Here is a 14,922-nt window from a genome sequence, read left to right as displayed (position 1 = left end):
AGCATGATGACCACTGAGGAGGCGATGAACACGCCGAGTGGCCCGGGTGGCGGAACTGGCAGACGCAGAGGGCTTAAACCCCTCGGCTCCCACGGGAGTGTGCGGGTTCGAATCCCGCCCCGGGCACCCAGACGAGCGGCGCCGCGGTGATCAGCGGCGGGCGGCGGCGCGCAGTGACGCCACGGTCTCGGTGCCCGGCCCCAGCCGGCGGGCTGCAGCGTCGTGGCACAGTTCGTTCAGCGTCCGGTTGAGCGGGGTGGCAATGCCGTGCCGCTCGCCGAGTTCGCAGATCCGGCCGTTGAAGTGCTCCACTTCGACCGTGGGGCGCCGGAAATACAGGTCCTGCCAGGTCGATGGGTAGCTGTGCATCACCGGGTCTGAATCGCCCCGTGGCTCTCGCCGGCCCGGCACGCGCATCCGTTCGATCCATGCGCGCAAGTCCCGGCCGTCATCCATGACAGGCGAGATCCCTGCCGCATCGAGCACGTCGGCGGCTTCTTCCTGAAGATCGGCCATGAAGAAGCGGGTTTCCTCGTCGCAGAACCACTCCTGCACGGGCAAGTCGATCAGTGCCGAGAACGCATTCGTGAGGTTCAGCACCAGCTTGCCCCACTTGGCCTCGGCCACCTGTTCGTCGACCGTGGCCCGCATGTCGGCGGCAACCAAATCGTCCACCACGGCAGCGCACAGCTCGTCGGAGCCGGTGGGCCAGCATCCGATCTGGGCCCGGCGCGCACCGGTGTGGGTGACCACGCCCGGCTCGTCGATGCGGGCACCGATCCGCACCATGACGCCATAGGCCCGGAATCCCTGCTCCGTCAGCCACTCCTCGTTGGTGACACTGTTCTGGAAGCAGAACAGCGGCACGCCGTCGTACAGCTCCCGGTGCTGTTCGATCGCCTCGAACGTGTGCTGTGTCTTCATGGCCAGCAGCACCACGGTGCGCTCGTCCACGTCGAGCTCGTGCGCGGTGCGCACCGCCGGCAGCCGGAAATGGCCCTCGGTGTAACCCGAGATGCTGAGGCCGTCGCGCTGGAGGGCTTCGAGGTGCTCCCCGCGGGCAATGAGAGCCACGCGGCGTCCCGCTAGAGCCAGCCGAGCACCCAGCACGCAGCCGATGGCCCCGGCTCCGTGCACGATGTAGTTCAGATCAGCATCGCCCTCAGTGGATTCCGCCGGAGCGCGATCTGGTGCATGGTCTGATGCCACAGCGGTACATCGTGCCAGATGGTCACGCGTGCGGCCGGCGCTGCCGCCTGCGAGTGCGTGGGCTGTGCTTGCTGCTCGCGGCGCGGCGCTACCGTGCTGCCATGCGCGAGTGGAACACCGACGTGCCCAACATGATGGAGGCGGAGTTCTGGGTCCAGCCGGCCGATGTCATCGACGCGGTGATCGCCCGGCACCATGCCGAGGCCCCGCTGGACTGGTTCGAAGAACCCGGCTACGACGGTCTGATTCCGGTGGGACCCGGCTACTGGTGCGTCACCCGGCATGCCGATGTCGCGGCCGTCTCCCGCAACACCGAAGTGTTCAGCTCGGCGGCGGGCATCACCATGCTGGACGCACCGCCGGAGTTCCTCGAGTTCTTCAGCTCCATGATCGCCATGGACGACCCGCGCCACGCCCGGCTGCGCCGCCTCGTGGCCAAGGGCTTCACGCCGAAGATGCTGGCGGACCTCGACGGCAGCGTCCAGGCCTCGGCGGCTGACATCGTGGACTCGGTCTGCGAGAAAGGCAGCTGCGACTTCGTGACCGAGGTTGCCGCTGCGCTGCCGCTGAAGATCGTCTGCGATCTCATGGGCATTCCCCGATCGGAATATGACGGTGTGTTCGAAGCCACCAACATCATCTTGGGCATCGGAGATCCCGAGTACCAGCCCGAAGGCGTCGACTTCGTGACGGCGCTGCTGGGCGCGGGCGCCCAACTCGCCGAGCTGATGAAGGAGGTCGCCGAGGCGAAGCGTGGCGGTGACGGCAAGGACCTGACCAGTGTGCTGGTCAACGCGGAGCTGCCCGACGACCGGCTGAGCGATTCGGACTTGGCCAGCTTTTTCGTGTTGCTGGTGGTGGCCGGCAACGAGACCACCCGCAACGCCATCTCGTGGGGGCTCAAGTACCTCACCGATCATCCCGACCAGCGGGCTATCTGGGCCGCCGACTTCGAGGGTGTAGCGCCCACCGCGATCGAGGAGATCGTGCGGCTGTCGAGCCCCGTCGGCTACATGCGCCGAACGCTCACCTGCGACTTCGTCTTCGGTGGACGCGAGATGCAAGAGGGCGAGAAGCTCGCGATGTTCTACGTCGCTGCCAACCGCGACCCTGCGGTGTTCGATGACCCGTACAAGTTCGACGTGCTGCGCGACCCGAACCCGCAGTACGGCTTCGGCGGCCCCGGCCCGCACTACTGCTTGGGCGCCCATCTCGCCCGCCGGGAGATGACGGTGATGTACCGCGAGCTGTTCGACCGGCTGCCCGACATCGTTGCGGTCAACGAGCCCGACACGCTGCAGGCCGCGTTCATCCACGGCGTCAAGCATCTCGATGTGGAGTTCACACCGACGGCACCGCTGGCCGCCTGAACGGTCTGTTCACGGTCGCCGCCGTTATCCGCATCGCCACGCTTGGCTCATAGGGTTCGGGGTATGACGAAGCCCCAGATTGCGCCCGCAACCGGCAAGCTCGGCGTGCTCACGCCTGGCATGGGCGCGGTGGCCACCACGTTCATTGCCGGTGTACTCGCCGCACGGGCGGGCTTGGCGGCGCCTATCGGCTCGGTCAGCCAGATGGCCCACATCCGTCTCGGCGGCCGGGCTGATGGCCGCAACCCGCTCATTCGTGACTTCGTGCCGTTGGCCTCACTCGACGATCTGGTGTTCGGCGGCTGGGATCCGATCACGCCCAATGCGCTCGAAGGCGCCCGCACCGCGGGCGTGCTGGAAGACCGTGACCTCGGTGTGATCTCCCGCGAGCTGGAGGGCATCGTCGCGATGGACGCCGTGTTCGACAGCCGCTGGGTGAGCCGGCTCGAAGGCACCCGTACCAAACCTCCGATGGGCAAGCTCGAAGCCGCCCAGGCGTTGATGGAGGACATCGAGCGTTTTCGGGCCGAGAACGAGTGCGAGCGGCTGGTGATGGTGTGGTGCGGCTCCACCGAGGCGTACCAGGAGCCGTCCGGAGTGCACGCCAGCGTCGAGGCGTTCGAAGCCGGATTGGCAGCCGACGACGACGACATCTCGCCGAGCCAGATCTACGCCTACGCAGCGCTGATGAGCGGTGTGCCCTTCGCCAACGGGGCGCCGAACCTGTCCGTCGACATACCGGCCATGACCGAGCTGGCTGTGCGCCGCGGCGTGCCTATCGCCGGCAAAGACTTCAAGACCGGCCAGACGTTGATGAAGACGCTGGTGGCGCCAGGCCTGAAGGCTCGGATGCTGGGTCTGCGCGGCTGGTACTCCACCAACATCCTGGGCAATCGCGACGGCGAGGTGCTGGACGATCCTGAGAACTTCAAAACCAAGGAGACGTCGAAACTCGGCGTACTCGGCACGATCCTGCAGCCCGAGACCTATCCCGAGCTCTACAGCGAGATCGACCATGTGGTGCGCATCAACTACTACCCACCCCGCGGTGACAACAAAGAGGGCTGGGACAACATCGACATCTTCGGCTGGCTCGGCTACCCGATGCAGATCAAGATCGACTTCCTGTGCCGCGACTCGATCCTGGCGGCACCGATCGTGCTCGACCTGGCGTTGTTCTTGGATCTTGCCCAGCGTGCCGGCCAGGGCGGCGTGCAAGAGTGGCTGTCGTTCTACCTCAAGGCTCCCCAGTCGGCCGATCCGGCAGGGCCCGAGCACGACCTGTTTATCCAGCAAACCAAGCTGAAGAACACCCTGCGGGAGTGGATGGGCGAGGAGCCGGTCACCCATTCCGAGGCTGGCTGAACAAGACCGAGCCGAGCCGCTGCGTACCGGCGGTTGTACTGCGTTCCCAAGCCCATCCCGTTCTCATGCCGATTTCAGGGTCCTTTCAGGTTCATCCGTCATCGTCTGAGTCGTCGCACGAACCCTGGCGAAAGGACTGGCGGCATGAACGAGACCGGCGAGATCGACGAACCCACCGAGACACCGAGGCGCAGACGCGTGCACAGCCGACTGCTGGCGCCTCTGGCCGCACTGCTGCTGGCTGCGACTGCGGTCGTTGCGTTCAGTGCCGGCAGCGCAAGCGCACAGACCCAGAACGACAACGGCAACGCCGACCAGCAGCAAGCTGACGACGCAGCGGGCACGTGCGACAAGGACGGCACCCGCCGGGTAGACAATCTCGGGCGATTCGGTATGGGCGACACGCTCACCGATCTGCTGGGCATCGACGCCGAGACGCTTCGGGAGCAGCTGAAGGGCGGCTCGACGCTGGCCGACATCGCTGCTGAGCAAGGCGTTGCCGTCTCCGAAGTGATCGACGCGCTCGTGACTGCGATCACCGAGAAGGCAGCCGAGCACGACCGCGAGATCGACACCGACGAGCTGATCACCAAGATCACCGCCTTGGTGAACGGCGAAGGGCCCGAACGTCCCGATGACGACGAGGGCCGCCGCGGGCGGCGCGGACTGCATCGCGGCGGCTTCGACGGTGCGAGGCACTTTGGCCGGCACGCCCAGTCCTCCGCCGCATAACCCCCCGCTGCCTCCGAGCAGCATCCGAAGCGGGCCGGTTCCCTCTCCGCCGGCCCGCTTCGGCGCGTGCGGGCAAGCCAGTACCTTGCGTCCGTGGCCGCCGGCAGCACGACGATTCCCGTCATCGACATCTCACCGAGTGCATCCGCTGAGGAGGCGTGCGCACGGATCGACGCAGCGTGTCGAGGCATCGGATTCTTTGCGATCACCGGCCACGGTGTTGCGGGGCAGCTGCTCGACGGCGTGCTCGACGTGGCTCGGCAGTTCTTCGCCCAGCCGCTTGCACACAAGAACTCGCTGGCGATCGAGCTGTCGGACCATCACCGCGGCTACGCCGGCGTGGAGGGCGAGCTGCTGCAGCCAGGTCTTCGAGCCGACTACAAGGAAACGCTGGACTTCGGCCCCGAAGTGCCGCTTGAGGACCCCCAGCGCTCGCCGCTGGAAGGACCGAACCAATGGCCCGACCTACCCGGCTTCCGTGACGCCGTCGAGGCCTACCAGGCTGCCGTGCTGGACGCGGCAAAGCGGCTGCTGCGCCTGACCGCGCAAGCGCTCGGCCAGGAGCCGTCGTTCTTCGACAGGCGCTTCGAGCGGCCATTGGTGGGCACACGGCTCATCCGTTACCCGGCGGTGGCCGAACCGCGGCCCGACCAGCTCGGCTGCGGTGCGCACAGCGACTACGGCTGCGTCACCCTGCTGCACATCGATGGCACCGCCGGCCTGCAACTGGCGGACCTCGAGGGCAAGTGGCACGACGTCATCGCGCCGCGCGGCAGCTTCATCGTGAACCTGGGCGACATGCTGGCCCGCTGGACCAACGACCGGTACCGCGCCACCGTTCACCGTGTGCAGTCGCCGCGCACGGCGGACCGCTATTCGGTGCCGACGTTCGTCAATCCGTCCTACGACACCATCGTGGAGTGCCTGCCGAGCTGCCTCGGCGAAGGCGAGCACCCGAAGTACCCCACGACCACTTCGGGCGCCTACCTGCAATCTCGATTCGACGAGACGTTCGCCTACCGCCAGTAGCCGCCGTCGGGCCTCAGGCGCATCGCCGCTGGGCAGTCTGGCTCACGTCACGGTGAAGACGGCGATGCGTGTCCAGCGGTCGGGGTCGTCGGGATCCGCGCCGCCGTAGATGGGACGCAACTCGAAGTCGAGCCCGCTGATCTGCCCGGCCGATTCGCGTTGCGCTAGCCAGTTGCCGAAACCGACCTCGGCGAAGTGTGCCGAGTTGATGCCCAGGCTGCAGCGGGCACCGGGTCGGGCCACCCGCAACAACTCGGTGACGGACTCGGGGCCCAGATGACCGTGGGTGAACGCTCCCGCGCTCACGATTCCGGCGTAGGTGTCGCTGTCGAGATTGAGGCGGCCGGTGAGGTCAGCTTCGAAGAGATGCCGGTAGGTCGGTAGACCTTCGTGGGTCTTGGCTGCGGCCTTCGCCAGCATCTCAGGCGAGATGTCGATGCCGTCGATCACCCCGACACCCAGCCGTGCCAGCTCGGCACCGACCACACCCGTTCCGCAGCCCACATCGAGCACTGGCCCATCGAGACCGTCGCGAAGGTTCTCACCGCCGCAGAACGCTGCAACCACGTGCTGGTGGTACTCGTAGTCGTTCTCGGCAAGGAAGACCGACTCGTAGGTCTCCGCCCACGAGGCGTACAGCTTGCGGTTGTCCTCGGGGCCGTCGACGGCGTACGCGTCGTCGAGCCCGATGCTCGTCGCTGCGGAGTCTGTCGCAGATTGCTCGGCCATTGTTGCGAGACGCTAGTGCTGCCGTTCTCTGCGCAGGGGTGCCGTTGGGGGCGGCGGTGTTGCGCAGAGAAACGAGTCGATCCCTCAGACGAGCAGTGGATCGGTCAGCACTTCCACCAAGGCGGGACCCGGGTGCGCCAAGGCCTCGCTGAGCGCGTCGTCCAGTTGGTCTGCCGCCGTCACCTGGCGGCCCATCGCCCCGCACAGCTCCGCGAACCCGGCGAAGCTCGGGTTGCGCAGCGAGGTCTGCCACACGTCGAACTCGGCCGCTCGCTGCTCCTTGGAGATCTTGCCCAGCTCGCCGTTGTTGAGCAGCACATGGGTGATGCCCATCCCGTACTTGACGGCAGTGGTCAGTTCCATGGCGTACTGGCCGAAGCCGCCGTCGCCCGACACCGAGACCACCGGCCGCCCGGCCCAACGTGAGCCGTCCGCGCCGTCACCGCTGCCGGGCGCAGGCTGGGTGGCGGCCCAGCAGCCCATTGCCGCCGGGAACGCGAAGCCGATCGAGCCCAGGTACCCCGACATCAGCACGGTCTGACCGCACGGCTCGAAGTACCGGCCGAACGAGTAGGCGTGATTGCCGACGTCCACGGCCATCACGGCATCAGGCGGCACGAGGCGACTCAGGGCCTCGAACACCACCGCCGAGTTCACGCCGCTGCCGCGGTCGTCGAACTGCCGGCGCTGCTTCTCTTCACGCCAAATACCCCAACGCGCCGCCACCTCGGCGGCGGCCGACGGGTTGCTGGCCCTGGTGGCGAGCGCCCCGGCCAGCGCCCGGGCCGCCACACCCACATCGGCCAGCATCGGCACGGTTACCGCATGGAATCGGCCCAGCGCCATCGGGTCGAAATCCACCTGCACGATCGGTTTGTACGACGCGATGCCGGTGTGGTTGGCGAACGACACGCCAAAGGTCACCAGCGCGTCGGACTCGTTCATGAACCAGCTCGCGATCGGGGTGCCCGACCGGCCGAGCACGCCGCAGGCCAGCGGGTGCTGGTCGGCAATCAGTCCCTTGCCCTTGAAGGTCGTGGCCACCGGTGCATCGATGGCTTCGGCCAGCGCCACGATGTCTTCGATGCCGCTGCGGGCACCGTGGCCCACCACGATCATCGGCCGTTTCGAGCCCGACAGCACCTCTGCCGCGGCGTCGAGCGCACTGGCGGCAGGCGACACACCGCGATCGCCCGTGCGTCCCTGCGGCGAGCCGGCCGGCCGTTCGGAAGCAGGTGCCGGCAAGACCTGCACTTCGTCAGGCAGCACGAGGTGCGCCACGTCGCGTTCCACCAAGGCGGTCTTGCAGGCCAGGTTCATCAGCTCGGCTGCATCCGAGCCCGCTTGCACCGTCGCCGAGTAGCGGGACACGTCAGCGAAGGCGGCGGACAGGTCAGTGTCCTGGAAGGCGCCCCGGCCCCGGACGCTCGACGGCACTTGTCCAGACAGCGCTAGCACCGGCGCACGGTCCATCTTGGCGTCGTACAGCCCCGTGAGCAGGTTGGTGCTGCCGGGTCCGGCGATGGCAAAACACGCGGCAAGACTTCCCGTCAGCTTTCCGTAGGCGGTGGCTGCGAATGACGCGGCGCCCTCGTGCCGCACCCCGATGAACCTCAGCGCGCCATCCGTCTCGGCCTCGCGCAGCGCATCGGCAAAACCCAGGTTGGAGTGCCCGACCATGCCGAACACCCACGCCACGCCCCAGGCCGTCATCGTCTCGACGAGCTGATCCGACACCGTGCGGGACCGGCTGGGCACGACCGGCAGAGCCACGTACACGCCGTCGGACCTGATCTCGGTGCGGTAGGCAGCGGGTGCGTCGTCGAACGGCGGCGGCGGTGTGCCGTCACGCGGCGAATAGTCGTAGCCATGCCACGGGCAGCGCAGCCAGCCTCCCTCGATGCTGCCCTCGCCCAAGGGACCGCCCTGGTGAGGGCACGCATTCGCGAGACACCCGAAGCCCGACTCGGTGCGGGTGACGCACAAGCTCTCACGCTCGACGGTGACGGTCGTGACGCGGCCCACGTCGAGCTCGTCGACGCCGATGAGCCGGTGCCAGGCGAACTCGCCGCCCGGCAGCGCGGGCACTGCGACGCTTGGCGTCGCAGCATTGGACTCAGTGACGCTGGGCGTCGGATGCTGGGATGTGTCGCTCATCGCTCGCCCCTGTTCAACTCGCGCTCATCGTCGCACACCGCGCAGGAACACCCGTAGTCGCGAAGCGACGCCAGACACGGCCGCGCGGCTCTAGCGTTTCCGGCGTGCTGTTCCTCGTCCGTCACGCTTCCGCAGGCGATCGGCGTGCTTGGCGGGGCGACGACAGCGCGCGACCGCTGGACCCGATGGGCCACGCCCAGGCGGAGGTCATTGCGGCGACGCTCGCCTCAGCACCGATCATGCGCGTGCTGACGAGTCCCAGCGTTCGCTGCGTCGAGACGATCGAGCCGCTTGCGGCAAAACTCGGCTTGGATATCGAGGTCTCCGCCGAACTGGCCGAGGGCGCCGACGGCTGGCGCACCGAAGCCTTGGTGGAGCGCCTGTGCGGCGAGGCGGGCGACAGTGTGCTGTGCAGCCACGGCGACGTCATTCCCGAAGTGCTCTGGCGCCTGTCCGGTCGCGGCATCGACGTGAACCCGACACGGTGCAAGAAAGCATCTGTGTGGGAACTGCATGTGGCCGGCGGTGCCGTCAGCCACGGGGTTTACCGGTCTCCTCGCAGTCTCGGCGCGCGTGTGGAGGATCTGGCATGAGAGCCAGCCAGCACTACTACGTCGAGTCGTTCGACACTGTCTCGCTGGCGCCGTACCGGATAAGCAGGTCGCCGTTCGCGCACCGCTACACCACCGCCGAGACCGTCCATGCGGTGTATTGCAACCGGCTGTACCCGATGAAGTCGAGTCTCGACGAGGACCCCATTCCCGCCTACTGGAAGCTGCGTCAGGGCGTCCTGCTGTACGACGTCCCTGAGAAGCCGTTGGCGATCGAGGGTCCCGATGCTGCGCGACTGCTCGAACGCGTGCTGACGTGCAGGGTGGCCGATCTCGGCGTCGGCCGCTGCCGGTACGGGCTCGCATGCAGCGACGACGGCGCAATCCTGATGGACGGTGTGCTGATGCGCCTCGCCGAGGACCGCTTCTGGTACGTCATCGCCAACGGCGAGTTCCTGAGCTGGCTGAAGGCGCACGCCATCGGGCTCGATGTGGAGGTCTTCGACCCTCGCTCACGGGTGTTGCAGATCCAGGGACCCACGTCGCTCGATGTGGCTGATGCGGCGATCCGCGGCGGGCTGCCAGCCGATTTCCGCTACTTCCGCGCCGGATTCTTCGAGGTCTGCGGCCAGACGCTCTGGGTGTCACGAACTGGCTGGACGGGCGAGGCCGGCGTCGAGATCTACTGCAACAGCGGGCCCGAGCCCACCGATCACGACGCTCTGTGGGACGGCCTGTTCGCCTGCGGCGAACCGTTCGGCATGGAATTCGGCACGGGGTCGTCGATGGGGATCCGACGCATCGAGTCCGGAATCCTGGACAACGGCAGCGACATCGAACCCGACCTGACGCCCTTCGGCGCCGGGCTCGGCCAATTCGTCCGGCTCGACAAGGAGGATTTCATCGGCAAGGCCGCGCTCGAGCGGGCCGACCGCAGCCAGCTGCTGTTCGGCCTGATCTGCCCTACGGCGACGCCCGAGCCCGGCATGGGCCTCAGCTACCGAGAACGCCACGTGGGCCACGTCACCATCGGCACCTGGTCGCCCACGCTCGATACCGGCGTCGGCTACGTGCGCTTCGACCAGTCGCTTCCCGACGACGACTGGCTCGCCAAGACCGTTCGCCTGCACGACGATGACGGCACGCCGCAAACTGCGACGGTCGACACGCTGCCGTTCGTCGACAAGGAAAAACGGTTGCCGCGCGTCGCGTGGGGCGGCCCGGCCGCAGCCGCCGGCTGATGTTGACGCTCGACGCGGCGGCGGTACGACAGTCCACGCCGTGGCACGAGCTGATCGAGGCAATCGAGCGCCTGCTGGTCGAGAACGACGCCTCGGTGCCGCAACGAGACATCCATGATGTCGGTCTGCCGGACGGCGGGACGGGTTCGCTGCTAGTCATGCCCGCCTGGGTGGACCGCGAGGTACTCGGCGTGAAAGCGGTGACCTACTACCCCTCCAACGCCGGCACCGACCTGCCGACCATCAGCGCCGGCTACCTGCTGTTCGACGGCCAGACCGGACAGCTCCGCGCGGTGCTCGACGGCGACGAGCTCACGCTGCGACGCACCGCAGCGGTCTCCGCACTCGCGGCCGACCGTCTGGCCCGCCCAGACGCCAGTCGCCTGCTTGTGGTGGGCACCGGCAACCTGGCGCCGAACCTGGCGCTCGCCCATGTCGCAGTCCGCGAATTCGACGCCGTCGAGGTTTGGGGTCGCAGCCCGCAGCGCGCCGCCGCAACGGTGCAGCAGCTCGTCGAGCACGGTTTGCCGGCACTGCCGGCCGACACGCTTGACGAGGCCGTCGGGCGAGCCGACGTCATCTCCTGCGCCACGGGTGCCACCAGCCCGCTGGTGCGTGGTGCCCTCGTGCAGCCGGGCACGCACATCGACCTGGTGGGGGCGTTCCGGGCAGATATGCGAGAGGCCGACGAAGAGGCCATCCGGCAGGCGACGCTGTTCGTCGACACGCTCGACGGTGCGCTCGGCGCGGGAGACCTGGCACAACCGCTCGACGCCGGGGTGATCTCGGTCGGCGACATCGCTGCCGACCTGGCGTCGCTCGCCGCCCTGCGCCACCCGGGCCGCACCTCCGACAGCGAGATCACCCTGTTCAAGTCGGTCGGCTTCGCGCTGTCCGATCTGGCCGCCGCGCGCGTGATTCTCGACCGGATGGACAGCGCCGGCGATGGCTTGGGCGGGCAGATGGCTCGCAGCGAGCGCTTGTGAAGACGGCGCGCTCGCCCGCACCGAGCCGACGTCTGGGCTGGGGCCTCGCGGCCCTCGGCATGCTGCTGGTGTCCACCGATTCGCTCTGGGTGCGCGCCTCGGGCGCCGATGCGCTGGACATCGCCTTCATAGTCAGCGTGCTGTCGCTCGTGCTCTACGGCGCGATGGCGCTCCGGGAGCGGGCGGCCTCATGGGCGTCGCTGCGGGCCGATACCGGGCCGCTCTTGGCCATCGGGGTCCTTGGAGCAGTCAGCCAGATCACGTTCATTTCGGCGATCACGCACACTGAGATTCCCAACGTGGTGGCGATCGTGGCGTCGGCACCTGTGCTGGCGGCTGGATTCGCGTGGATAGTGCTCCGTGAGCGGACGTCGCCTCGGGTGGCTGCAGGAATCGCGCTGACCGTCGTGGGCATCGGCCTGGTGGTATCGACATCGATCGGCTCGCCGAATCTGCTGGGCGACTTCCTGGCCCTGGTGGCGGTGGTGGCTTTCGCGGTCAGCACGGTCATCTGGCGCCGTCACCGGGAGATGAGCCGCATCGTCGGCCTGTCCTTGGCGGCGATCCTGGTAGCGGTCCCCACAGCGTTCGTGGCCGATCCGGGAGCGCTCGACGCGCCGGCATGGGCGGCCATTCTTGCGATGGGCCTGCTGTGCAATCCGCTCGGCCGCTTGGCCTATAGCAATGCGCCCAAGCACGCGCCCGCCGGCGAAGTCGCCCTGTTCGCTCCGGTGGAAACCGTGGCGGGCATCGTCTGGGCCGCCGTATTCTTGAGCGAGTATCCAGCTGTCATTACCGTGGCTGGGGCCGTCATTGTGATTTTCGGCATGCTGTACGCCACGGTGTTCGACCGCAGGGGAGCGGTGGCGTTCGGCACCGACTAAGAGGCAGAGCGGAATGGCGAAGCCCGCCACGTCTTCGCCCCGCGGGCCGCTCGGATACTGTCCGAACCCATGGGCACGAACGCCGCTGCTGTGCCGGAGGACGAAGCGCTTGTGCCGCCCCCGAAGCGCAAGAGCCGCCTTTCGCGCCGCAAGTACGAGAGCGAGCTCAAGCTGCTCCAGCAGGAACTCGCCCGCCTCCAGCGCTGGATCCGCCACAAGGGGCTCAAGGTCGTCGTCATCTTCGAGGGGCGAGACGCGGCCGGCAAGGGCAGCACGATCAAGCGCATCATGGAGCGGTTGAATCCACGCGTGGTGCGTGTGGTTGCGCTCGGAACGCCGAGCGACCGCGAGAAGACACAGTGGTGGTTCCAGCGATACGCGGAGGAACTGCCCGCCGCGGGCGAGATGGTGCTCTTCGACCGCAGCTGGTACAACCGTGGCCTCGTCGAACCGGTCATGGGTTTCTGCACCGAAGAGGAGTACGAGGAGTTCCTGCGCTCGTGCCCTGAATTCGAGCGGATGCTGGTGCGTTCGGGGATCATCCTGATCAAGTACTGGTTCTCGGTCAGCGACGAGGAGCAGGAGCGCCGATTCCAGAGCCGCATCGCCGACCCGGCACGGCGCTGGAAGCTCTCCGCGATGGACCTCGAGGCACGTGCGCGCTGGGTGGAGTTCTCACGCGCCAAGGACACCCTGTTCGCTCACACCGACATCAAGCAGGCTCCGTGGTTCGTCGTGGCGGCCGACGACAAGCGCGCCGCCCGCCTCAACTGCATCGCACACCTGCTGTCGCAGATTCCCTACGAGGCCGTTCCGTGGGAGCACGTCGAGTTGCCCGAGCGGCGCCCGTCGGGCGGGTACGTGCGGCCGCCGCTGTCAGACCAAACCTTCGTGCCCGAGCTGTACTGATCCGCCGACCGAGGCGTTGAGCATCTCGGCCACGGGCGGGGCGAAGGCCTTCACGGCTGTGAGCTGGACTCCATGTTGATCTCGAGCAGGCGCGCTGCTATCACCCGAGCGTCATCGAAGCTGGCCACGAAGTGGTCGCCTGGCACCCGATGCAGCACGTCCAGCGACTGCAGGCTGCCTTCCGGCAGGCTGTCGACCCCGATGACGATGCACTCTGTGTCGTGCTCCATCGCGGCGTCGATGAGCTGCTCCACCACGAGCGCAGCGCTGTCGTCCATGTAGCTGGTCTCGGTGAAGTCCAGGATCACCACCTGGTGCTCCTGGATGTCCTTGCTGATGGCGATCCGCAGCCGGTTCGAGGAGGCGACGGTGAAGCTGCCGCGCATCTTGACCATGCCGACTCGTGCGGAGAACGCGTCGAATTGGCTGACGTCGACCCGGTCGCTGTCGGCGAAGAACACGGCGTCGAGCATCGGTACCGACAACACGCTGTCGAGCTCCAGCCGCTCGAAGCGACGGCTGGCTGCAAGGGCAGCAGCGACGATGCCCGCGGCGATGGCCACCAGCAGGTCGACGAATACGGTCAGGCCCAGCGTCAGCAGCATCACCAGCACGTGCTCTGGCTGCACCCGGTACAGGTGCGTGATCAACCGCCAGTCGATGAGGCTGAGCCCGAGCCACAGCAAGATGCCGGCCAGCACGCCATAGGGAACGCTGTCGATGAGGCCCGAGAGCACGATGATCAGCACGAGCGCCGCCACCGCGGAGACGACGCCTGAGACACGGGTCTGTGCACCGGCCCGGATATTGGACTGAGTGGCACCTGGCGCGCCCGCGCCCGGCAGACCGCCGAACATCGCGGCGACGGCATTGCCGAGTCCCACGCCGAGGAGTTCTCGGTTCGGATCGTGCTGGTGCCCGGTCATCGAATCGGCGGACGAGGCGCCCAGCAGGCTGCTCAGCGAGCCGATGAGAGCGATGGTCACGGCGGCCCCGACGGCGCCCCAGAAGCCGGCACCCGGCATCTCCATAGCCCAAAACGACGGTGCCTCCACCACCTCGGCGATGCGCGGCGCTCCGTCGAAGATCCACACGCCCAGGACGGTGCCGCACACCAGGGCGCCCGCCGCCGCCGGCACATGCTTGCGCCACCGCTTTGGCCATCCGGCGCAGATCACGAAGGTGGCAACCGCCACACCGAACGCATGGAAATCCATGTCGCGGGCGGCGTCGGCCCAGTGGCGGATCGAATCGATCGGGTTGCCCAGCAAGGGCTCGGCGCCGAAGAACGGCAGCACCTGCAGCAGCACCACCATGACCCCGACACCGCTGACGAAGCCCGACGTCACCGAGTGGGGCGTGTACTGGAACAGGCTGCCAATCCGCAGCAGCCCGAACAGCACCTGGATGACCCCCGCGATGAAGATGATGGCGAGTGCTTCGGTGGCCGACTCGGCGTACCTGACGAGGACGAACGACACCGCAAGCGCCACCGGAGCCGTTGCAGCGGAGATCTGCACTCGCGTGCCGCCCGCGATTGCGGCGAGCAATCCAACGGCGACCGCACCCCACAGGCCCGCGATCGGGCCCAAGCCCGATACCACGCCGAACGCCAGGGCCAAGGGCAGCACGACAATCGCCGAGACGATCCCGGCTCGAAGATCGGCACGGAGGTTCCCGATGTCGTAGTTCATGTCAGCCCTCACCGCGTGCAATGCACCCGCGGGCCACAGTAGTTCAGGCCCTAGCGGCTACCTACG

At 67.6% G+C, this 14,922-nt stretch carries 13 protein-coding genes and 1 tRNA gene; 10 read left to right on the top strand and 4 right to left on the bottom strand.

The genetic code is table 11. The annotated features are described in order from the left end of the window. Positions 1-40: 40 nt before the first annotated feature. Positions 41-126 (top strand) — tRNA-Leu (locus ACOGXD_RS02450). Positions 127-150: 24 nt separating this feature from the next. On the opposite strand, the gene ACOGXD_RS02445 is transcribed toward ACOGXD_RS02450, so the two are convergent. After that, positions 151-1,209, bottom strand: a complete 1,059-nt coding sequence (locus ACOGXD_RS02445; protein WP_419916346.1) for a ketopantoate reductase family protein — start codon at positions 1,207-1,209, stop codon at positions 151-153. Positions 1,210-1,310: 101 nt separating this feature from the next. On the opposite strand from ACOGXD_RS02445, the gene ACOGXD_RS02440 reads away from it, so the two are divergent. The 4 genes from ACOGXD_RS02440 (at position 1,311) to ACOGXD_RS02425 (ending at position 5,705) form a co-directional block, all read left to right on the top strand. Then, complete coding sequence (locus ACOGXD_RS02440) at positions 1,311-2,579, top strand: cytochrome P450 (protein WP_419916345.1); 1,269 nt, start codon at positions 1,311-1,313, stop codon at positions 2,577-2,579. A gap of 63 nt (positions 2,580-2,642) precedes the next feature. After that, entirely contained in the window at positions 2,643-3,944 is a 1,302-nt protein-coding gene (locus ACOGXD_RS02435; protein ID WP_419916344.1) for an inositol-3-phosphate synthase, read from the top strand. Between the two features lie 144 nt (positions 3,945-4,088). Then, complete coding sequence (locus ACOGXD_RS02430) at positions 4,089-4,676, top strand: hypothetical protein (RefSeq protein ID WP_419916343.1); 588 nt, start codon at positions 4,089-4,091, stop codon at positions 4,674-4,676. Between the two features lie 93 nt (positions 4,677-4,769). Continuing rightward, positions 4,770-5,705, top strand: a complete 936-nt coding sequence (locus ACOGXD_RS02425) for an isopenicillin N synthase family dioxygenase (protein ID WP_419916342.1) — start codon at positions 4,770-4,772, stop codon at positions 5,703-5,705. A gap of 42 nt (positions 5,706-5,747) precedes the next feature. Here ACOGXD_RS02425 and ACOGXD_RS02420 read toward each other — a convergent pair whose 3' ends face one another. Beyond that, a complete protein-coding gene (locus ACOGXD_RS02420) occupies positions 5,748-6,434 on the bottom strand; it encodes a class I SAM-dependent DNA methyltransferase (protein ID WP_419916341.1) in 687 nt (228 codons plus the stop codon). Positions 6,435-6,518: 84 nt separating this feature from the next. Beyond that, a complete protein-coding gene (locus ACOGXD_RS02415) occupies positions 6,519-8,591 on the bottom strand; it encodes a thiamine pyrophosphate-binding protein (protein WP_419916340.1) in 2,073 nt (690 codons plus the stop codon). 104 nt (positions 8,592-8,695) lie between these two features. Here ACOGXD_RS02415 and ACOGXD_RS02410 point away from each other — a divergent pair, with 104 nt between their 5' ends. The 5 genes from ACOGXD_RS02410 to ppk2 all read left to right on the top strand — a co-directional run bounded on the left by ACOGXD_RS02410 (position 8,696) and on the right by ppk2 (position 13,162). Further along, on the top strand, positions 8,696-9,184 hold the full coding sequence (locus ACOGXD_RS02410; protein ID WP_419916339.1) for a SixA phosphatase family protein: 489 nt from the start codon (positions 8,696-8,698) through the stop codon (positions 9,182-9,184). After that, complete coding sequence (locus ACOGXD_RS02405) at positions 9,181-10,383, top strand: aminomethyltransferase family protein (RefSeq protein WP_419916338.1); 1,203 nt, start codon at positions 9,181-9,183, stop codon at positions 10,381-10,383. The genes ACOGXD_RS02410 and ACOGXD_RS02405 overlap by 4 nt, the downstream gene beginning before the upstream one ends. Continuing rightward, complete coding sequence (locus ACOGXD_RS02400; protein ID WP_419916337.1) at positions 10,383-11,369, top strand: ornithine cyclodeaminase family protein; 987 nt, start codon at positions 10,383-10,385, stop codon at positions 11,367-11,369. Before ACOGXD_RS02405 ends, ACOGXD_RS02400 begins: the two co-directional genes overlap by 1 nt. After that, complete coding sequence (locus tag ACOGXD_RS02395) at positions 11,366-12,253, top strand: DMT family transporter (RefSeq protein ID WP_419916336.1); 888 nt, start codon at positions 11,366-11,368, stop codon at positions 12,251-12,253. Before ACOGXD_RS02400 ends, ACOGXD_RS02395 begins: the two co-directional genes overlap by 4 nt. 69 nt (positions 12,254-12,322) lie before the next feature. Continuing rightward, positions 12,323-13,162, top strand: a complete 840-nt coding sequence (gene ppk2, locus ACOGXD_RS02390) for a polyphosphate kinase 2 (RefSeq protein ID WP_419916335.1) — start codon at positions 12,323-12,325, stop codon at positions 13,160-13,162. A 50-nt stretch (positions 13,163-13,212) separates the two neighbouring features. Here ppk2 and ACOGXD_RS02385 read toward each other — a convergent pair whose 3' ends face one another. After that, positions 13,213-14,868, bottom strand: a complete 1,656-nt coding sequence (locus tag ACOGXD_RS02385) for a SulP family inorganic anion transporter (protein ID WP_419916334.1) — start codon at positions 14,866-14,868, stop codon at positions 13,213-13,215. Positions 14,869-14,922: the final 54 nt, after the last annotated feature.

Source organism: Candidatus Poriferisodalis sp., from assembly GCF_965204125.1.
Lineage (GTDB): Bacteria > Actinomycetota > Acidimicrobiia > Acidimicrobiales > Poriferisodalaceae > Poriferisodalis.
Note: the sequence above shows the minus strand (reverse complement) of the source record. Positions and strands in the feature narration are given on the sequence as shown.